This window comes from Paenibacillus sp. FSL L8-0708, from assembly GCF_038009325.1.
GTDB classification, from domain to species: Bacteria; Bacillota; Bacilli; order Paenibacillales; family Paenibacillaceae; genus Paenibacillus_AQ; species Paenibacillus_AQ odorifer.
Window position 1 is genome coordinate 6957090 of the sequence record NZ_JBBPBC010000001.1, and the last position, 19314, is coordinate 6976403.

General features: G+C 44.3%; 19 protein-coding genes. 5 read left to right on the top strand and 14 right to left on the bottom strand.

Annotated elements, in window-relative coordinates; genetic code table 11:
• Window positions 1–67 precede the first annotated feature (67 nt).
• From NYE58_RS32625 to sigW, 4 genes are all read right to left on the bottom strand, one after another.
• On the bottom strand, window positions 68–1528 hold the full coding sequence (locus NYE58_RS32625; protein ID WP_341004005.1) for a CdaR family protein: 1461 nt from the start codon (window positions 1526–1528) through the stop codon (window positions 68–70).
• The gene (gene cdaA, locus NYE58_RS32630) at window positions 1521–2351 is read right to left on the bottom strand and encodes a diadenylate cyclase CdaA (protein ID WP_036681290.1); all 831 of its coding nucleotides are present in this window, start codon (window positions 2349–2351) and stop codon (window positions 1521–1523) included. The genes NYE58_RS32625 and cdaA overlap by 8 nt, the downstream gene beginning before the upstream one ends.
• Before the next feature lie 214 nt (window positions 2352–2565).
• On the bottom strand, window positions 2566–3180 hold the full coding sequence (locus NYE58_RS32635; protein WP_036681404.1) for a zf-HC2 domain-containing protein: 615 nt from the start codon (window positions 3178–3180) through the stop codon (window positions 2566–2568).
• Window positions 3181–3301: 121 nt separating this feature from the next.
• Entirely contained in the window at window positions 3302–3868 is a 567-nt protein-coding gene (gene sigW / locus NYE58_RS32640) for an RNA polymerase sigma factor SigW (protein WP_036681288.1), read from the bottom strand.
• A gap of 538 nt (window positions 3869–4406) precedes the next feature.
• Between sigW and NYE58_RS32645 the strand changes: the two genes are divergently transcribed.
• Window positions 4407–5764 (top strand): IS3 family transposase gene (locus NYE58_RS32645; RefSeq protein WP_143766079.1). Its coding sequence is split into 2 segments (ribosomal slippage): window positions 4407–4860 and window positions 4860–5764, totalling 1359 coding nucleotides; the frame shifts between segments, so codons are not numbered across the junction.
• A 67-nt stretch (window positions 5765–5831) separates the two neighbouring features.
• Here NYE58_RS32645 and ppc read toward each other — a convergent pair.
• Window positions 5832–8624: a phosphoenolpyruvate carboxylase gene (gene ppc / locus NYE58_RS32650; protein ID WP_076282706.1), complete on the bottom strand. Its 2793-nt coding sequence runs from the start codon at window positions 8622–8624 to the stop codon at window positions 5832–5834.
• Window positions 8625–8858: 234 nt separating this feature from the next.
• Window positions 8859–9752, bottom strand: a complete 894-nt coding sequence (locus tag NYE58_RS32655; protein WP_076193941.1) for a LysR family transcriptional regulator — start codon at window positions 9750–9752, stop codon at window positions 8859–8861.
• A 165-nt stretch (window positions 9753–9917) separates the two neighbouring features.
• Between NYE58_RS32655 and NYE58_RS32660 the strand changes: the two genes are divergently transcribed.
• The 4 genes from NYE58_RS32660 to NYE58_RS32675 all read left to right on the top strand — a co-directional run bounded on the left by NYE58_RS32660 (window position 9918) and on the right by NYE58_RS32675 (window position 15048).
• Window positions 9918–10886, top strand: a complete 969-nt coding sequence (locus NYE58_RS32660; RefSeq protein WP_341004006.1) for an ABC transporter ATP-binding protein — start codon at window positions 9918–9920, stop codon at window positions 10884–10886.
• A gap of 90 nt (window positions 10887–10976) precedes the next feature.
• Window positions 10977–12056 (top strand): ABC transporter substrate-binding protein, encoded by a 1080-nt coding sequence (locus tag NYE58_RS32665; protein WP_341004330.1) that lies wholly within the window; start codon window positions 10977–10979, stop codon window positions 12054–12056.
• Between the two features lie 5 nt (window positions 12057–12061).
• Window positions 12062–13741 carry an ABC transporter permease gene (locus tag NYE58_RS32670; RefSeq protein WP_076274762.1) on the top strand — a complete coding sequence of 560 codons (1680 nt, stop codon included), beginning with the start codon at window positions 12062–12064 and terminating at the stop codon, window positions 13739–13741.
• Window positions 13738–15048 carry an MBL fold metallo-hydrolase gene (locus tag NYE58_RS32675; RefSeq protein WP_341004008.1) on the top strand — a complete coding sequence of 437 codons (1311 nt, stop codon included), beginning with the start codon at window positions 13738–13740 and terminating at the stop codon, window positions 15046–15048. Before NYE58_RS32670 ends, NYE58_RS32675 begins: the two co-directional genes overlap by 4 nt.
• Before the next feature lie 103 nt (window positions 15049–15151).
• Here NYE58_RS32675 and NYE58_RS32680 read toward each other — a convergent pair whose 3' ends face one another.
• The 8 genes from NYE58_RS32680 to NYE58_RS32715 form a co-directional block, all read right to left on the bottom strand.
• Window positions 15152–15433, bottom strand: a complete 282-nt coding sequence (locus NYE58_RS32680; protein ID WP_076280160.1) for a holin — start codon at window positions 15431–15433, stop codon at window positions 15152–15154.
• Between the two features lie 12 nt (window positions 15434–15445).
• A complete protein-coding gene (locus NYE58_RS32685) occupies window positions 15446–16138 on the bottom strand; it encodes a M15 family metallopeptidase (RefSeq protein WP_341004009.1) in 693 nt (230 codons plus the stop codon).
• The gene (locus NYE58_RS32690) at window positions 16110–16523 is read right to left on the bottom strand and encodes a hypothetical protein (protein ID WP_341004010.1); all 414 of its coding nucleotides are present in this window, start codon (window positions 16521–16523) and stop codon (window positions 16110–16112) included. The genes NYE58_RS32685 and NYE58_RS32690 overlap by 29 nt, the downstream gene beginning before the upstream one ends.
• The gene (locus tag NYE58_RS32695) at window positions 16492–16692 is read right to left on the bottom strand and encodes a hypothetical protein (protein WP_036681274.1); all 201 of its coding nucleotides are present in this window, start codon (window positions 16690–16692) and stop codon (window positions 16492–16494) included. The genes NYE58_RS32690 and NYE58_RS32695 overlap by 32 nt, the downstream gene beginning before the upstream one ends.
• A 2-nt stretch (window positions 16693–16694) precedes the next feature.
• Window positions 16695–16976, bottom strand: a complete 282-nt coding sequence (locus tag NYE58_RS32700) for a hypothetical protein (RefSeq protein ID WP_036681272.1) — start codon at window positions 16974–16976, stop codon at window positions 16695–16697.
• A gap of 94 nt (window positions 16977–17070) precedes the next feature.
• Complete coding sequence (locus tag NYE58_RS32705; RefSeq protein ID WP_341004011.1) at window positions 17071–17289, bottom strand: hypothetical protein; 219 nt, start codon at window positions 17287–17289, stop codon at window positions 17071–17073.
• Window positions 17290–17314: 25 nt separating this feature from the next.
• Window positions 17315–17758, bottom strand: coding sequence for an XkdW family protein (locus NYE58_RS32710; protein ID WP_076220973.1), 444 nt, complete (start codon window positions 17756–17758; stop codon window positions 17315–17317).
• Between the two features lie 13 nt (window positions 17759–17771).
• Window positions 17772–19310: a hypothetical protein gene (locus NYE58_RS32715; RefSeq protein WP_341004012.1), complete on the bottom strand. Its 1539-nt coding sequence runs from the start codon at window positions 19308–19310 to the stop codon at window positions 17772–17774.
• Between the last annotated feature and the right edge of the window lie 4 nt (window positions 19311–19314).

The window sequence follows — 19314 nt, forward strand, 5'->3', positions numbered from 1 at the left end:
CTACGTTAGCTTAATGTACTATCATATGAATTGCATACTATTTTGGTGTACCTCTGGGCTCAAAAGATTACGTCCCGCCTGTACTTACAGGATTCTCGGAATTCGTACTTGTGTTAGCTGTGCCGTTATTCTCCGGATTGTTATCCGTCGGGACAGGCGTTGGTGTTGCTCCACCAGCCTCTCCACTATGCGTGGGCTTCTCCGTAGGTTCCACATCGCCTATAACAGGTTCAGAACTCGGCTCAGGAGTAGTCACACCCCCCGTATCTGGATGAGGCGTAGGGACTGGTGCTGCAGGCGATAGCAGCTGCACGGTCACAGTAAGTGGCACACCTGCATTGGCTAATGCGATGAACTTGGGTAATGATACCCGCAAAGAAACCTCGTGAGTTCCAGCTGAAAGTCCGCTAACATCAGCCACAACCCCTATATTTTTCTTATCAAGTTGATCAAGTAAAGCAGGTGCACCCTTTAAGGTAAGCGCAATTTCCTTGCTTGAAGGATTAACAATACTTCCTTCCAAATCATCCCCCACGCCTTGGAGCTTGATGGGTACCGCCTCAATCGTCCGCTCAGCAATTTCTGAGATGGTTAATGAAACATTCACAGCTTCTGGCATAACTTTCTCCGTTCCAGCCGGTGCCTTCAGATCAACCTTCACTTGTTTCGTTCCAGCAGAATCTATTGCACTAAGGTCGACTGTAGCTTCATAAGCAGATAAAGCTTTTAAAGCCTCTGCCTGTCCATACACTACGACCGTTTCCTGCTCAGGGGTCACTTTGGATAATACGAGTGAATCTGGAAGTTGCCCAGTAAAGCCAATCTCCAGCGGCACACTCTTAAAAGGTAAGGTAATCGGCAATTCCACAGATACAGTAGAAGGCTCAATTACAGCATTTTTAATTTCATTTCCATTATTATCATAAGCGTGTAGCTTCAGCTTTTTTTCTACAAAGGTTTCGTTCTCACCGTTAAGCTCAATAGTCCCTTGTATCTTGGCTACCTGGCTTAGTTCATTATCCGCAAGTGTCACTTTTACAGTATCTGTAGGCTGCAAGACAGGCGTGCCTATTTGATAGCCCGCTGCAGGTTTTCCATTTGTAACCAATGTTATGGGAAATGACTTCGTGTTTCGCGGTTCTACATGTACAGTAACCTCTTTAGGATTCATTCTTACCAGAGATACACCTTTGGGTAGTTTATAGTAAAGTGGCAATGTGGTGTCTCCAGGTTCAACCTTACTCAGATCAAGCATCACTTTATAGTCATCCGAGAACTGAAAGGAGATATCGGAATTTTTACCCGCTACCTCCAGACTGACACTATCGACAGCCAAGGGTTCAAGGACATATTTGTCCTCGTCAAGACCGGTCACTTCAATCTTCACATTCTCAATAGTTTTTGTTTTAATATCCACTGTTGTCTGTCCAGAAGGCGCAGTATCGACATGAACCATCGTAAACAAAATGATCCCAAACACAAGGGCCAGAATCTTATTGAAATTGTTATTGTTCATCCACTTATCCATGATTCTTGTCCCCCTTCCGTTTCCAGAAAGTTGAACCCTTCTCCTTCAGCGATGAACTTACACTAAGCTCTTGATGGAGCTTCGATATCATAGATTCTTCCTTAATGTCTCTCACGATCTGGCCATTGATCGCAAGGGAAATCTGCCCTGTCTCCTCCGAGACAATGACAGACACCGAGTCCGCAACCTCACTTATTCCTATAGCAGCCCGATGCCGGGTTCCCAGTTCTTTGCTGATAAAAGGATTTTCGGACAAAGGCAAGTAACAAGCAGCCGCAGCAATCTGATTTCCCTGCATAATAAGGGCTCCGTCATGCAGAGGTGTATTGGGAATGAAAATGTTAATGAGCAATTCTGAGCTGACCAGGGAACGCATGGGTATACCTGACTCTGTATATTCGTTTAGTCCCGTCTCCCGCTCAAAAACGATTAACGCCCCTATTTTTCTGCGAGATAAATAATTCACGGCTTTAATCACTTCGCCGATTAACTTACTGATCTCCTCATCACTTTCTCCAGCCCGTCCGAAAAATCTGCCCCGTCCAAGCTGCTCCAGTCCCCTTCGTAGTTCCGGCTGAAAAATGATAAAGACAGCTAGGACCCCGAATGTAAACATTTGATTCATTAGCCATTTAAGTGTATACAAGTCCAAGATTGTGCTTACCGCCCAAATCAAGACCAAGACCAGTATCCCTTTTAAAAGCTGAATTGCCCGCGTCCCGCGTACCATATTAAGCACTTTATAAATAATGTAACTGACGATTAGGATATCAATTATATCTTTAATGGAATCTTTCCATGTTAGCTCAGTAAAATAACTCATTGCCTAAAACCCCCGTCATTTCAAATTAGCTGGGTTTATGTAAAATGTCTGTTAGCTCTGTAACATATCTAGGTTATAACGTTCGGGCTTCAGTTGCAAGTTTAGTCCCTCAATCCTTTCCGAAACCACCCAATTTAAGGAAACAAAAAAGCGCCATCTTTCCGGAAAAAGAGGCGCTAATTAATATTCCTGCTCAAGATAACCACTGCCCGCATTAACGGTAGGCAACTTCAGAGAACATGTTCGTCACTTTATACCAGAACCAGCTTACTGCCTGGTCTATGCTTTTGACTTGCCCAGAAATATGAGCTGTTGAAGCCTGATATAGAGATCCGTCAATGACTGTCACGTTGCCGTTCACTTCTCCATATACCTGTGCTTTACCGTTCTCTATGGTAAGGTCTCCGGTAATTATTTTGCCGGAAGGTACAATTACAGTATCCCCTTTGATGACTACTTGATCCAAATCAACACCTCTAACTACAAGTTGTCTGTCTGGACTCCAAAAAGTTACGGTGCTCATCAGCATAACGACAAGGAATAGAGATGCCGCTGTAAGTGCAGGGTGCCTCTTGATCCAGGTAATAAAGGCTTTTTCTTTCTTAGTCTTTGGCAATGAACTCATTATCCGGCTCACAAGATCATCTGAAGCTACAGGATTCTGATGCATTAGGGAGAACATCAACATATCTGTCTGTTCCAATTCTTTAAACTTTGCACGGCAATCTGGACAGGATAGAAGATGCTCCTTCAATTCCCTCTGCTGCTGTTCGGGCAAGTCGTCATCCAAGTAGTCATGCATCATAGAGACGGCCAGTTTGCATTCCATAGGAGCCAATCCTTTCATGAGTGCTATTTAATTATCCTAAGACAAAGGGTCAGGACACATAAGACTTGCTTAACTTACATACGTCGCTCTCGAAAAGATGTTTCATAAATAAAATCTATTTTTACATTTTCGGGCCTAATTTTTTACGCAAAAATTCACGGCCTCGGTGTACACGCGTCTTAATCGTGGTCACGGGCATATCCAGGACATCACTAATCTCCTGAAGGGACAGATCCTGCAGGTATCTCAGAATCATCACCGACCTGTATTTCACAGGCAGACTGTCAATCGCTTCATAGATTAGCCCCTGCGTCTCAGAGAGCAATAGTTCGGTCTCAGGTGTCACATTGTCGCTCGGAATCAACGAATAGCCATCAAGGCCCTCCTGATCGTTCATTTCAGCATCCAGCGAATAGGTTGGTTTTCGTTTACGCAATCTATCAATACATAGATTCGTTCCAATCCGGTAAATCCATGTGGAGAACTTCTGTTTATCATCATAACGATCCAAATTTCTATACACACGCAAAAAGGTCTCCTGAACAATATCCTCCGCCTCATGGCGATTGTTCAACATCCTGTAAGCTAAATGATATATTTTGTCTTTATATAGTTCCACAAGCTCGGCAAATGCCCTTTGGTCGCCCTTCAAGGCGAGCTTTGTCAATCTGCCTTCCAAATTCTCCACCTGTTAACTCCCCCAGACTTGCCGCCCTTGGTATTTCTTCGCAAATATCCACGGTACAAGCAATTAAATCGTAATTCAAGTTTGTGTAAAAATCAAGGATTGTATTGTAACCTTCTATGTAAACTGAGTTAAAAACTGGACAACTTGGTATAGGCGATTAAGTGCAGCTCCGAGAAATATTTGAACTTCCGGTCGCTGTTATCCTCACATTTCCTGATTATAAACCGCATATAGCGGTCGAAATCTGAGGATAAAGGCGAACGCTGGCGCTCCTACAGTTCCAAATATTCTCTACGCTGCTCCATCACCGAAGTAATAAGTGCCACGTTAATTACCTCCGATTACATCTCGGTTACTTGGGTAGGGTAAAAAAAGAAATATCGGGTTTGACTCTCCAATATTTAGGAACAAGTAAAGTTCACAGCAGCAATATACAGTTTATGATCACAACAACTTGTATTAGGCAAAAAAAGCCCGCCCCAAATGAACTGCACCCCAATTGTTAGACACAACTAACATTTGGAGGTGCAGTTTTTTTATGACCAGGTACAGTACAGACGAAAAAATCCAAGCTATTATGCGTTATAAAAAGGGATCCGAGAGCTTGAAAACCATTGCAAAATCAATCGGGATTCACCATTCTGTCTTTTCAAACTGGATTAGTCAATATGAGCATCATGGTGAAGAAGCATTTAAAAAGGGCTATACATCATATCCAGCACAGATTAAACTAGACGTACTTAATTATATGAACGAATTCGGGACGTCTGTTAGAGAAACGGCTGCGATATTTAATATTGCGAGTCATAGTACCATTTTAAGCTGGCATAGAAGCTTAGAGTTACATGGAATGGACGCCCTACAACCAAAGAAGAAGGGGCGTCCATCCATGAAAAAAGAACCTAATAAACGAAAGATTCAAACGTTAAAAGAAGGGTCTGTTGAGGCATTACAAGCAGAGGTAGAGCGTTTGAGAATGGAAAATGCATATTTAAAAAAGTTGAATGCCTTAGTTCAAAACAAGGAAAAATCACCAAACAAGACAAAGCACGAGTAGTCTATGAACTAAGGAACGAATTTTCGGTGAAAGCACTCCTGCAGCTAGCAGATATCCCTCGTAGTACGTATTATTTCGTGGTGAAAACGTTTGGTATGCCCGATAGAGATAAGGAGCTAAAAGACGTTATTCAAGCGATTTACGAGGAGCATGAGGGTCGTTATGGTTATCGTCGTATTCGTGACGAGTTAGTGAATCGAGGACACCATGTGAATCATAAAAAGGTACAACGCTTGATGAAGGTATTGGGTTTAAAGTGTGTGGTACGTATGAAGAAATATCGTTCCTATAAAGGGACGATTGGCAAACTCGCACCGAACATATTAGAACGTAACTTCCACGCTGAGAATCCAAATGAGAAGTGGGTTACGGATATTACAGAGTTTAAATTATTTGGAGAAAAGTTGTACTTATCTCCAATTCTAGATCTATATAATGGTGAGATTATTACGTATACAATCGGTTCAAGGCCGGTCTACTCGCTTGTTTCAACGATGTTAGATCAAGCATTCCGACGATTAACTGATGAAGATAACCTCCTTATTCATTCTGACCAAGGCTGGCACTATCAGATGAAGCAGTATCGTCATGCCCTTGAAGAACGAGATATCAAGCAAAGTATGTCCCGTAAAGGTAATTGCTACGACAACGCCGTCATTGAGAACTTCTTTGGTATCATGAAATCTGAATTTCTATATTTAAAGGAATTCGAAAGTATCACACATTTCAAACAAGAGCTATCAAAATACATCGATTATTACAACAACAAGCGAATTAAGGCAAAACTAAAAGGCCTGAGTCCGGTACAGTACCGAACTCAAGCCCAACAAGTCGCTTAATTATATACCTGTCTAACTTTAAGGGGTCACTTCAAAATAGGGCGGACTTTTTGTTGTTAAGACTATATCAGCCGGTATTCCGAAGACCGGCGGCAATGCCGTTGATGGTAAGCAATACTTCGCGAAGCAGCTCGCTATCATCTCCATCAATTTCACGGAGCGCTCTAAGCTCAGATAGCAATTGAACCTGCAGGTAGCTAAGCGGATCAACGTATGGATTGCGGAGTCTGATCGACTCTTGAATCACAGGAACGTTATCCAGAATATCCTGCTGGCCTGTAATCTTCAGGATTAGCTCAGAGGTCAGATTAAATTCATCTTCAATCTGGCCAAAGATCCGTTGACGTGCTTCCTCGTTCTTGCCCATGCTGGCGTATTCCTTAGCAATGATCAAGTCCGCTTTTGAAATAGCCATTTGCAGCGTATCTATCAGTGTAGTAAAGAATGAGAAGTTCTCATACATATGTTGCATTATCTTCAGATTCTCTTCCTTACCCTCATAGAAACTCTGCAGTCCGGTTCCAGCAGCGTACCAGGCTGGGAGCAAATAACGGCTTTGTGTCCATGCAAATACCCAAGGAATTGCACGCAAATCTTCAAAACGGTCGCTGTTCTTCCGTTTGGAAGGACGGGAACCGATATTAAGCTCTCCTACCTCAGGCAGAGGTGTTGATTCTTTGAAATAAGTCAGGAAATCCGGATCACGGAAGATCAAATCCTGATATTTGTTCAGCGAGACCTCAGAAATACGGGCAACAATCTCTTCCCATTTCTCTTCATAAAGATCCGCTTGTGGCACTCTCGCACTAATTGCTGCTGTTACAAGCGCAGATGTCGCTTGCTCCAGACTGCGGTAAGCAATCCCTTGCATGGAGTAACGGGAGGAGATTACTTCTCCCTGCTCGGTAATCTTAATCCCGCCGCCAATTGTCGAAGCAGGCTGAGCAAGAATACTGCGGTTAAGTGGCATACCACCGCGGCCGAGCGCTCCACCACGACCATGGAAGAACTTCAGCTTGATTCCGAACTTATCCGCTGTCGCTGTAATTTCTTTTAGGGCAACACGCAGTTCCCAGTTAGCAGTAACCACGCCGCCATCTTTATTACTATCTGAATATCCAAGCATGATTTCCTGCAAATCATTCATTGCTCTTACCGCATCACGGTAGATCGGCATATTGAGCAGTGTGTTCATAATTTGCGGTGCTTCATGCAAGTCATCAATCGTTTCAAAAAGTGGCACAGCTTGCAGGGTACATACAACTGTACCGTCGTTATCCTTGCGGAATAGTCCTACCTCTTTGGCGAAGACCATAACCTCCAGAATGTCACTCGCAGCTTCAGCCATACTGATCAGATAACTGGTGATACATTGTTTGCCGTACTCTTCCTGCGATGCGAAGATCGTCCGGTAAACAGCCAGACACTCCTCTGTACTTTCAGTATACGTCTGGTAAGAAGAGGTCAACGGACGCGGATCATTCAGCAATTTCTCCAGCAGATCAATCTTCTCGATCTCCGTCAACTTAGAGTAGTCCGGCGAAATGTTCATCTTCGCCAAAATTTCTGTCATGGCATTCTCATGTTCTTGACTGTGTTGACGCACGTCAAGAGTTGCTGTATGGAATCCGAACAGTTCCACTTGGCGGATTAGCTTTTTAATATAAGTATCGGCCACATAGTCGGCGTAGTGATGCCGTAGACTGCGGTCAATGACATTCAAATCATCTATGAACTCCTCAGGTGTAGCATAACGCTCAGGAGTATCTTTTTTCTCATCATCCAAAACATTTTGTGTCTTAGAGATCATGTAGCTAAGTTTAATACGGTAAGGTTCATTGTCATTGCGCCATTCTTCCATCTTGCCTAGGTTAATGATCTGACGATCAGCTTCGATGGATTCTGCGAGCTCAGGCGTCACTTTAACAATACTTGTGCTAAAGCTTAGATATTTCATGAGTTCACGCATAATACGCTGATATTCACGAATGGCCAGCTTACGCTGCATGCGTAAAGTCTGCGCAGTGACTGTTGAGGTTACCGATGGGTTACCATCACGGTCTCCGCCAATCCATGATCCAAAACGCAAGTAGGTTGGCACATGCCAATTCTGTCCTGGATAATATTTGCTCAGACAGCGTTCAAGCTCTTGATACACGTCGGGCAATACATGGAAAATCGTCTCATGGAAATAATACATTCCATTACGCACTTCATCGAGTACTGTAGGCTTGCGGTCACGCAGCTCATCCGTTTGCCAAAGCGTTATCACTTCATTCAATAACTTCTCGCGAAGCTGTTCACGTTCACGGAAAGTTAAGGTAGGGTTATCAAGACCCATAACATCATCGGATATCCGTTTATGAATATCGAGAATCGCACGGCGCATAGCTTCCGTTGGATGTGCCGTCATTACAAGTTCCAGAGACAATCCTTCAATAATCTCGTTGACTTCCTCATGAGAGAAATCACGTTCACGAAGCTCTTGAATAGCGCTTTCTATAGAACCGGGTTGTACTGTCTCCCCAGCTGAACGTTCATAGTCACGTTTACGGCGAATCCGGTGGTTCTGTTCGGCAATATTCACCAATTGAAAATAAATGGCGAACGCTCTTATTACCTGATGACGGTTCTCCGGATCCAAAGAATTGATTAACTCCTTAAATTCACTATGCAGTTCAGGTAAAAATAGTGAGCGTAGCGATTTACTGGTCTCGCGGATCTTCTCCACGATCTCCAGCAGTTCGTTACCGCCTTGGTGAACCAAGACCTCTCCTAAAATGTTCCCCAAGAACCGTACGTCCCGTCGCAGCAGATTGTTAGAGTTGCTTTTGCTGACGGTAGTCGTAAGTTCGGTCATGCTGCTCCCCCCATTCTCTTCCGGATCAATGTGTTAAGTTTGTCTGTCTAAATATCGTCTATTAAAGCTTCCTCATATCATACAATAAAACCGTTTGAAAATCTGCAACTTTTTTGTGCTGTAAAGCGACACAGCACCTAAGATTATACACCAATTTCTGAATTTATACAGTCCTTATATTTTATGTATTCTTTCATATATATAATGGCTCTATCGTATATTCTCTATGTATGCTCATATTCGGATTGTGCGGAGCTGGTCAATGAACAGTCCAATTAAAGGAGAATAATGGCGATCACGGTTATACGAATAATAAATATGTCTTTCAAAATTATAATCTGGAATGGCTCGCATTAGCAATCTTCCTCTGGCTACCTCGTCCTCCACAGCAAGTCGTGAAATAAATGAAACATGTTGTCCACTCATGAGCGATTGCTTAATTGCCTCCAGTGAATCGAGCAAAATATGGGGTTTTGATTCTTTTCCCTCTCGTTCAAACCATTTATCCGTCAACTGGCGTGTGCTTGATTCCTTGTCATGTAAAATAAAGCTCGCTGAAGCAATCATCGCTGAGTTTAAATTAGAAAATCCGGCAAAATCATGTGTAGGTGCAAAAACAAGGACAAGCTCATCCTCGCATAAGGCTTGAGTATGCAGATCAGGCAGATAAAAAGATTCCGTAGACAAAATACCAAGATCAATCTCATGACTGGCAAGCATTTCTTTGATCACCGGTGAAGGCTTAACCGATAAAGAAATGGTAATCCCCGGATGTTGTTCGCCAAACAGCCCCAATATTTGTGGAAGAATATAAGTAGCTGGAACATAACTGGCGCCAATTTTCAGCGTCCCCCGACCTGCCTGACTGAACTCTTTTACTACCCGCTCCGCTTCCGCAGCAAGCGCATTGATTTTGATCGCATAGTGAAGAAATGCTTTGCCACTCTCCGTAAGAATCATTTTATCCATTCTGGATTCAAATAACTTCTCCCCCAATTGCTGCTCTAAATTCTTCAAATGATACGTAACGGTGGGCTGCTTTAGTCCGAGTTTATCTGCTACCGTGGTAATTTTTTTATGTTTATTCAGCAGTTCTACAATTTCCAGCTTCATTAGATTAAGGTTCATTCTCTTCCACTCCCTCGCCTTTTCCTAAACGGTAACATAGAAGAATTCTATGAATGTTAAAATAAATCGGCAAAAAAGTTAATATCACAGTTACATTCAGCAAATATAGCGGGAATTCTTTACCTTTACACTAAGAACAAGCTTAAGAACAGGCAGGTAGATAGAATGAAGGAAATTACAATCCACAGATTGGAAAAGAAATTCGGAGATGTGCATGCCTTGAAGGCTGCAGATCTGAAGATTCCCGCTGGAAGCTTTACGACATTACTCGGTCCTTCAGGTTGTGGAAAGACGACACTACTCCGTCTGATTGCTGGGCTGGAAACACCGGATGCAGGAGAAATTCTGATCGATGATGAGTTTATTTTTTCAGGCAACAAAAGAATTAGCCACCCCATTCATCGCCGTAACTTTGGCATGGTTTTTCAAGATTTCGCCCTCTGGCCGCATCTGACTGTGTTCGAGAATGTAGCCTTCGGCCTTCGAGCTTCCAAACAAAAAAAGAATTTACGGGTTCGGGTGCAGGAGGCGCTTCGATCGGTCAAGCTGGAGGGGCTGGAGCTGCGTTTTCCACATCAGTTGTCTGGTGGACAACAGCAGCGGGTTGCTTTTGCCAGAGCCGTAGTCATGCGCCCTCAGCTTGTATTATTCGATGAGCCCTTAAGTGCGCTGGATGCGGTCTTGCGAGATGAAATGAGGCTGGAGTTAATCTCCTTAGTAAAAAACATGGGCATTACAGCCCTGTATGTGACGCATGATCAAACCGAAGCGATGTCTATGTCAGATGAAGTAGTTGTAATGCAAGGTGGTACTATTTTACAGAGTGGATCTCCTGAGGACATTTATCGTAAACCGAGTCATCCTTTTGTAGCCCACTTTATTGGAAAATCCAACTGGATCGTTCCGGATAAACAGATGCTGCGTCCAGAACATTTACGCTGGTCTCAGGAGAATGCTTCCTCTCTTCCTTTTACAGGGACTATTCAGCATGTGAGTTATATGGGGGATCGCTATGAGATCATTCTGAACATGGAGCACAATGGGACTTGGACCGCTTATCATGATCGGCGCCTACCTGTAGGGGAAAAGATTCAGCTGTACGCTTCAGAGCACCAAATCCATCATCTGAATTAAGCGTCCACTGCATGGAATGGCTCTATATGATGCTGTTCCATGCAGCAAGATGCACACAACAATATTAGGGAGGCAATTACATTGAATCAAATGAAAAAGACAAAAGGGTTAAGTTCACTTCTTCTAACAACTGTACTTGGTATTACGCTAGTGGGCTGCGGCTCCTCGAACACCCCTGCGGCTAACGCAAGCAACAACCAAACCGATACTGCGGCGGCGACGCAAACTGAAGCCCCACAACCAACAGAAAAGACACTAAGCGGCAATCTTGTCGTTTACAGTGCAGGCCCTGAAGGTTTAGCTAATAAAATCAAAGACGGCTTTGAAGCCAAAACTGGCGTTAAAGTTGAAATGTTCCAAGGCACTACAGGAAAAATACTTGCCCGCATGGAAGCAGAAAAATCCAATCCGGTCGTTGATGTTGTTGTCCTCGCCTCTCTTCCGTCCATGCAAGGAATGAAAAACGACGGATTATTACTTCCATATAAAGAAGCGATTAATGCAGACAAGCTGGTTAGCGATTGGTCAGATATAGATGAAGGTAACTATTTCAGTTACAGTGCATCCGCACTCGGTATTGTCTACAATACCAAAAAAGTAAGCTCACCGCCGACCTCCTGGGATGACCTCAGCAAAGCGGAATGGAAGGGTGCAGTCAATATCCCTGATCCTTCACTTTCCGGCTCGGCTCTTGATTTCATGACTGGGTATTTAAGTGCTAAGGGGGACAGTGGCTGGGATCTTTTCAAACAATATAAAAGCAATGAAGTAGCTATGGCAGGCGCCAATCAAGAGGCACTTGATCCGGTGATTACCGGTGCTAAATCCGTAGTTGCTGCTGGCGTAGATTACATGGCTTATAAAGCAAAAGCTGACGGAGAACCTGTGGATATCATCTACCCTGCTGAAGGAACTGTAATCAGCCCTCGTCCGGCTGCGATCATTAAGACAAGCCCAAATGTAGATAACGCTAAGGCTTTTATCGACTACCTGCTCTCCGATGAAGCGCAAGCCCTTGTTGCCAAAGCCTATTTGCTGCCAGCCAGAACTGACGTGAAGGCAGAAAATCGTGCCAATCTTGAAGAAATCAAAACATTTGATGTGAATTGGGAATGGATGAATGAGCACGGCGATGAAGTTTCCTCGACCTTCACACAAATTTTTAAATAAGCGTAATGAATACTAACTCTTTGCGCTCATTTAAATGGGTGAGCGGTGGACTGGCTTTATTTATACTAACCGTGCTCGTGCTGCTGCCACTCCTGCTCATTTTCTGGACCAGTATTTATCCAGAGGGGCATCTCGACATAGCCGCACCACTACGAACCATTATGGCGAGCAATGACCTAGTAGAGGTGCTGCTGAATTCTATCGGGCTTGGGGTAAGCGTTATTCTGCTAACTACGTTGTTTGCGCTACCTTTAGCCTGGATTATGGCAAAAACCGACTTAGGGCGCCACAACTGGCTGGATGTCGTGCTGTTAATTCCATTTATGACGCCGCCTTACATTGGTTCTATGGGCTGGATGTTGTTTATGCAGACGGGTGGGTATATGGAGCAGTTTCTGCCCTCCTCCTCCGTGTTGACACCATATTTCTTTAGCTATGGGGGTATGGTGCTGATCATGAGCCTTCATCTGTTCCCTTTCTTGTATTTGCTGCTGCGCAATGCGCTTTTGCAGATCGGGGGCAATCTGGAGGAAGCAGCCTCGGTTCACGGCGCCCCCTTCTTTTACAGATTTAAAAGAGTGATTATTCCTTTACTGCTCTCTAGCTATGGGCTTGGAGCACTGCTCATCTTCGTCAAAACAATTGCTGAATTCGGTACCCCTGCGACCTTTGGCCGCAGGATCGGCTTTTACGTGCTGACCTCTGAGATCCATAAATATATCTCCAGTTGGCCGATTGATTTTGGTAAGGCTACTTCACTAGCCTCCTTGCTGCTCGGAGTTTGTCTTGTCATGTGGTACATCCAAACTATAATTAGCAGCCGCTACTCTTACCGTCTGATCGGTGGAAAAGGAACTCGAACTAAACGTTATAAGAGTACAGGCATCGTAGGGTTTCTTAGCTGGGGTTATGTTCTTCTATTGCTTCTGGCATCCATCGGCATTCCTTATTTCTCTATCATAACAGCCTCATTATTGAAACTTCGGGGAGAAGGTGTATCCTGGAGCAATCTAACCTTAAAACATTATGCAGAGCTGTTATCCCCAGGTTCGCAAGGACTAGAGGCCTTATTAAATAGCTTTACATTAGCTATCGTTGCTTCCAGTATCGCTGTTATTCTTGGGACTTGGTTTGCCTTGACGGTAGGAAAAGGGGCTACATTCAAGCAGAAAATTACAGATTTATTCAGCTTGCTTCCAAATACAGTCCCTGGAATTGTAATTGTAGTAGGGCTAATTCTGCTGTGGAATGCCCGCTGGATGCCTATCCCGCTCTATAATACCTACTGGATGGTTGTACTGACTTATGTCGTACTTTTCCTTCCTTATACTGTTCAGTATGTAAAAGCAAGCTATGGGCAGATCGATTCCTCTCTGATGCAAGCGGGACAAGTATTCGGAGGAAGTAAGCTGTATGTGTTCCGCCGTATCCTGCTTCCTCTCATCCTTCCGGGGATGGTGGCTGGCTGGATGATGACCTTCACCATTTCCAATCGGGAACTGGTAGCCTCATTACTCATTCTTCCGCCTTCAATGCAGACCTCGGCAACCTATATTTTCGCCCAGTTTGAACAAGGTGCGGTAGCGATGGGGATGGCCATGGCTGTAATTTCAGTAGGTATCACCACCATACTACTATTAGTCTTAGAATATTTAAGCCCAGATAGAAAGCGGAGACAACAATGAGCACACTAACGATTTGGGGAGGGGCCGGAGAGCATGGCCGTTCCTCCTATCTTTTGCAGGGCAAGGATTCACGAAATGGCATCCTGCTCGATTGTGGCGTAAAAAAAGAAGGCCCCGGTGAATACCCCCTACTTGATAAGGATATTATTCCACATTTGCAGGCAGTATTTCTGTCTCATGCTCATGAGGATCATTCCATAGCGCTGCCCTTACTTTATAAACACGGATACAGAGGTAAGGTTTGGACAACTAGATCTACCTCATTACAGCTTCCTGATTATTTCGAGGCCTGGGATAAATATGTGGCGGCTCAGTCCGCCCCGCTCCCCTATGAGGAAACGGATAAAGAAGCTATTCAATTCATGTATTTAGAGGAGCATGTCTCCCCTCAAACTTGGCTGACGCTTGCGCCTAACCTTCGAGTTCAATGGGGACGTAGCGGGCATTTAGCAGGTTCGGTTTGGCTGGGCTTAGAATGGGAGGACAAAACTGTATTTTTCTCGGGGGATTATTCGGAGGAATCGCAGCTGCTCACGGCAGACACCCCAGCAATTATGGAAGCCGAAGCTAAAAATGTAGCTGATCTGTCCATTATCGATGCCGCATATGGGGCAGATCCTGATGAGCAGCTTGTAAAATTACAGCAATTAGAGATAGCCATCCACAACACCTTGCAAAAAGGGGGTTCCGTCCTCCTTCCTGTGCCTATCCATGGCAGAAGCCAGGAATTGGTCGTATGGGCAAATGAATGTTTTCCAGATCATCAATTGATCGTTGAAGAAGCACTCGTCGCTCCTTTACGAGCATTAAGCGACAAGGTGGAATGGCTGAAAGAGGACGCTATTCAGCGCGTAAATGCCCTTTTTAACAGAAAAAACTTGTGTGTTGTATCTAATTCGGACGAACGCGCGAAGGCAATGCTGAATCTTAAGGGAGCTATCGTATTCACCAATGACGGGATGATGCAGTCAGCAAAAGCACAAGAATACTTTCACCAGCTCTCTGTTTCTCCTGACAACCATGTGATTTTTACGGGACATTTAGCGGCGGGAAGCTTTGGACATCGTCTTCTTAAGCAAGCTATGATCGGAGAATCTAGCAGCATACGCTGTACAATCTCACTTATCCGCTATAAAGTCCATCAAGGCTTGCCGGACATTCGCAAAATGCTCCAAACGATTCCCAGCCACCGGACAGTGCTCGTCCATGCTCCCAAACCACATATCGACCAAGTAGCTTCTATATTAAAAGGAGAAGGTTTCACAGGACTATATTCTTTACAACCCGGCAGCACGCTTTCGTTCTGAAACTTATTTATGTAATATCATGAGAAAAACAATGGGGCTCTTCCTTAGGTCTTTTTCAGACTTTTTGGAACAGCCCTTTTTATAATTCGTACCTATTATCCGCTTACCCTTTCGTCGTGCCCGGGCGATCCTTAAAAGCTAGCTCAAACAACCCCGTCGCAGATAAACCTGCAAGGCCCCCAGCCCAAAGGCGAAGCACTAAATCTAGTTCGGTAAAAGGATACGCTACTACGCCGATGAACAAACCTATCAATAGTCCGATAATCGGGACTGCATTACGCGGGATGTTGATACTATTTTTGACCAACTGAACCAGTGCCAGTACGAATACTGCTAATATAGAGGCGAATGCCACAACATTATCTAAAATTGTTCCAGTTTCCATCATTTCCCCTCCTTAGTGGGTACTTGTAATCTCAACCGTTCGAGTCGCAGAATCATAACCTACCTGAGCACCCAGCGCTTCTGCAATAACACGTACAGGAACGTAGGTGATGCCTTTTTCAAGCACTCCATCTGCAACCTTAACCCCGTTAACCTTTACGACAGCAATAACATCACTCTTCAATTCTTCCTCCTCCTTCCGATGGATGACCTTATACGCTGACTCCACCGCAGATGTTGAGGGTTTTGTCCCTGCTCGTAACTGTGTGAGTGTTAACCCAAACGCCATTTGAAAATGGGGGTAATCCTTGAAGCTTGTCCAGTCGCCTCCCCACTCGAAGCCCAGCCCTTTTGCCTCCTTCACAACCTCCTGCCAATCTGCGATCTGGTTGTTATTGCCGTCCCGGCACATATCCCAAGACACACTAGATCCATTCGGCAGCAAAAGAGCAAAATCTACGGCCAGTCCAAAATTGTGATAGCTATATCCGCCACGTGCATTGGTAACAATTGCTCCGGGCTTGGTGCGGCCTTGTGCATATAAAGCATCCTGTTCAGCTATCGTGCGCAGTCCCTGCGTAATGAGAATGGGGATGTTGAGTTTGTAGCAACGTTCGATTAGAGCAGTAGCAGCGGAACGGACTACGGGATGAAGGCCTGTTAGGCGTTGGGCTGATTTATTTTTCACCTGAGTTAATGTCAGCATGATGTTCCTCTTTTCTGTCTATCTTTTTCAGATAAATAAATTGGTCGTATTTCCCGGAACGTGTCAGTATCGCTAATATGATAATTCCACCAGTTGTACCGAATTGGGCAATAGCCCAGCTATAATGAAGCCAAGTCAGCCCTGTTGCCATGTCCACTCCTAGTAATTCTGCCAAACGGAATAGTAGAACGATAAGCATATTGAATGTATAAGCCAATAAGAAAAAAAGCATAGCCAGCATAAACACGCTGACCACACCTTTTTGGAATCTTTCGTAAAAATATTGCCTGTGGCGATGAATAATGTATAATCCGCAGGCCGTAGTAGTGCCATATAGCACCAATAATAAAAAATCAATCATGTGCATCATGATCCCCTCGATCATAAACTAAATATTTGGCGAACCGGTTACGATCAATCTCCTCCTGAATTTCCTGCGAGACATTTTTATAATGACTTATGGTCAGCGTAACGCTGGTAGAGGCTCTGCGGAGCTCCATCTCTTTATCAACATGCCGGGGGAGAAGCAGCCGCCGAATCCATTGTGACAGCATTCCTAACTCCCCCTGTCTTCCGTATGGTCAATCTTCAGTTTCTTTAAGACGTCCAGTGTGGGCTGCATAAACTCCGAGCGCTCCTTATCCAAAATCGCTTGCAGACGATCCCGATCCTCCTCTGCCCGATCCAGCATTTCTCGCGGTACAAGGTTCCCTTTGACAATCGCACGCAATAACACCATCAGCACGATCATCAAAATGAAAGCAACGATATAAGCCAGCCCATACTTATCTGCCAGCGGCAGCAGCTTCTCCAATTGCGCAATATCCCCTTCGCCCATTCGTCCGCTCCTTTCTGTAATGATGTTGATGCGTAATAGCCCCCGGCACCACCGAGGGCACAAAAAAACACGCTCCTGTGTGGATGCGTGCTAATTATTTGGCTGATGAAGCTTGCTCAGTCGAATCGTTTTCAGCAAAATGAATATCTGATCGTTTCTCGATAATCTGATCCTTAACCAAAATCTCATTATCCGGCTGCATGTTATAGGAAGAAATGATATTCTCTATCGGACCCTCCTCACGATCAAAACGAGTGATGCAGGCATTAGCCATCAACCGAATTTTGGCGGCTGTTAATGAATTCATTGTCATGATTACAACTCACCTCCTTTTGGGTTTATATGCTGAGTAATTCAGCCATAATAACTTCGACATCTTGAAGCCGATCCTGCAAAGCAATATTTTCAGCACGGAGTTGCTCAACCTCACTTAACTCTGGCATCTTGTTAGCTTCTGCTTCTAGATACGCTTCCCACGCGGCTTCGAGTTCCGCTTCCGTTGGTTGCGGGGCAGCTAGGTTCCAGGCCGCAATGTATGGACCGCGTTCAATAATGTCGTAGTCTTTGCCTTCAACCAGTAGGTTATAGTCCACTATATAACGATAGTGTATTCCTTCTACCGGTTCCTCTCCGATCTCTGGTGGTTTTATCTCGTAGCGGACACGTCCTTTTTCTTCTGCTCCTTCGCGTATTACTGGCTCAGGTCCGTTGTCCTGCACGACAAAATCTTTCATTGGATCGGCATTTGGATAGATGTACATAATTGCTAGTGCTATATTCATTTTTTAAGCCCCCTCATGCTATTTTTACAACCTCAAAGTTATTATCGTACCCTAGGGATAAATTACTTGCGCCAGTACCTCTAGCAAATATTTCAATGTAATCTCCCGCCGCCATCAGGATGGCAGCTGATCCTTGTACACTAAGACTGCTTAAGGCTGTAGCAATTTTATAATCAAATCTACGGATATTAACACCATTTTGAAATAAGTTCAATTCGCACGCACCGTTCCCTATGGGATTAAGGAAAACAACTGACGCGTTAATTTGATAGATACCGTTTTGAGGAGCTGTAAACCTGCTAGTAATGGAATTGTAATTATTCAAGTTATCAAATACTTCTTGAGTAAAATCAATTTTCGCCCAAACACCTGCCGATAAAGATTGTTGAACAGAACTAGATGTAATAGCACGCGAAGCAGGTCGACTTCCCCATGTATTATCTCCCCATGGGTTAAGAACGCCTACAGTTGAAATAACGATAGAACCTGCGTCAGACACATCTGTTCCAGAGGACGTTGTACCAAAGTACGAAATCAAACCACCACCCGAACCCCTAAAACGATATGAATTTCCGCTACCTAAAAAATCCTGCACAGTTAAGTGAGATGCGTACGACGAAAAACAGGCGAATTGTTTATTGCTAATCTCGCATTGATACACGTCGACAGAAGGACTACCCGTTGCAGCTACACCATTTTTTGTTGTATCCACAAAAACACATCTGCACAAAGCAACTTCAAAAAAACCAGGGTTTTCATTAATCCGAACACTTGAATTAAAGCGATTAGCAGGTGCTCCCGTAAATTCAAAGCCGTTTACATTCATTCGGATACTGTTCCTATATACGTATAGGTTTATAATTTTATAATTTATTGCCCCGGCAAGTGTTTCGCTTCCTATTACATAAATTGATCCGCTACCTGAAAATCCTGCGAGAAGTAATTCTTCTGTATACATTCCTGCTGCTACGTTGATAACAACAGCATGATTAATAACTTTAGGCAACATGCTAACAGCCTTATCAATCGTCCTAAACGCCCCACCCGCCGTATTCACCAATCCCGTATTATTATCATTCCCGTCCGTCCGTACGTAGTACGTAATATCCGCTGTCGTCTGCTGAGGCGTAGTAACCAACGGCGCCTTACCATTCAGCTGCCCCTGAATCCCACTAGTAACCCCATCTAAGTACCCAAACTCCACGTTAGAGACCACTCCCGTTCCAATCTTCGAAGCCTCAATTCCGGCTGAAGCATTAACATCAGCGTTTACAATCACCCCAGCCGCAATTGCAGTCCCCCCGTCACCAGTACTTATAACATCCCCCGTGTGATTAGGATGCACATAATTATTCGCTCCCGTCGCAATCCCCGCCAGCTTCGTTTTCTCAGCTGCGGTGTAGTCGTTCGTAGATAGCTGTTTGCCTGTTACTTTATCGACCTTGCCATTAACGGCATTGTCCAAAATGTCCATATTCCCGTTCAGATCGGCAATATCAACGATATCTGTTCCCTCTGGCTTTTTTAAGCCCAAATTTCCTGTGGTTTGCATATGT

Bases quoted from the DNA above. Each gene is read 5' to 3' on its own strand.
- NYE58_RS32625 (WP_341004005.1), bottom strand. From the start codon at position 1,528: ATGGATAAGTGGATGAACAATAACAATTTCAATAAGATTCTGGCCCTT.
- cdaA (WP_036681290.1), bottom strand. From the start codon at position 2,351: ATGAGTTATTTTACTGAGCTAACATGGAAAGATTCCATTAAAGATATA.
- NYE58_RS32635 (WP_036681404.1), bottom strand. From the start codon at position 3,180: ATGGAATGCAAACTGGCCGTCTCTATGATGCATGACTACTTGGATGAC.
- ppc (WP_076282706.1), bottom strand. From the start codon at position 8,624: ATGACCGAACTTACGACTACCGTCAGCAAAAGCAACTCTAACAATCTG.
- NYE58_RS32655 (WP_076193941.1), bottom strand. From the start codon at position 9,752: ATGAACCTTAATCTAATGAAGCTGGAAATTGTAGAACTGCTGAATAAA.
- NYE58_RS32660 (WP_341004006.1), top strand. From the start codon at position 9,918: ATGAAGGAAATTACAATCCACAGATTGGAAAAGAAATTCGGAGATGTG.
- NYE58_RS32665 (WP_341004330.1), top strand. From the start codon at position 10,977: ATGAAAAAGACAAAAGGGTTAAGTTCACTTCTTCTAACAACTGTACTT.
- NYE58_RS32670 (WP_076274762.1), top strand. From the start codon at position 12,062: ATGAATACTAACTCTTTGCGCTCATTTAAATGGGTGAGCGGTGGACTG.
- NYE58_RS32675 (WP_341004008.1), top strand. From the start codon at position 13,738: ATGAGCACACTAACGATTTGGGGAGGGGCCGGAGAGCATGGCCGTTCC.
- NYE58_RS32680 (WP_076280160.1), bottom strand. From the start codon at position 15,433: ATGGAAACTGGAACAATTTTAGATAATGTTGTGGCATTCGCCTCTATA.
- NYE58_RS32685 (WP_341004009.1), bottom strand. From the start codon at position 16,138: ATGCTGACATTAACTCAGGTGAAAAATAAATCAGCCCAACGCCTAACA.
- NYE58_RS32690 (WP_341004010.1), bottom strand. From the start codon at position 16,523: ATGATCGAGGGGATCATGATGCACATGATTGATTTTTTATTATTGGTG.
- NYE58_RS32695 (WP_036681274.1), bottom strand. From the start codon at position 16,692: ATGCTGTCACAATGGATTCGGCGGCTGCTTCTCCCCCGGCATGTTGAT.
- NYE58_RS32700 (WP_036681272.1), bottom strand. From the start codon at position 16,976: ATGGGCGAAGGGGATATTGCGCAATTGGAGAAGCTGCTGCCGCTGGCA.
- NYE58_RS32705 (WP_341004011.1), bottom strand. From the start codon at position 17,289: ATGACAATGAATTCATTAACAGCCGCCAAAATTCGGTTGATGGCTAAT.
- NYE58_RS32710 (WP_076220973.1), bottom strand. From the start codon at position 17,758: ATGAATATAGCACTAGCAATTATGTACATCTATCCAAATGCCGATCCA.
- NYE58_RS32715 (WP_341004012.1), bottom strand. From the start codon at position 19,310: ATGCAAACCACAGGAAATTTGGGCTTAAAAAAGCCAGAGGGAACAGAT.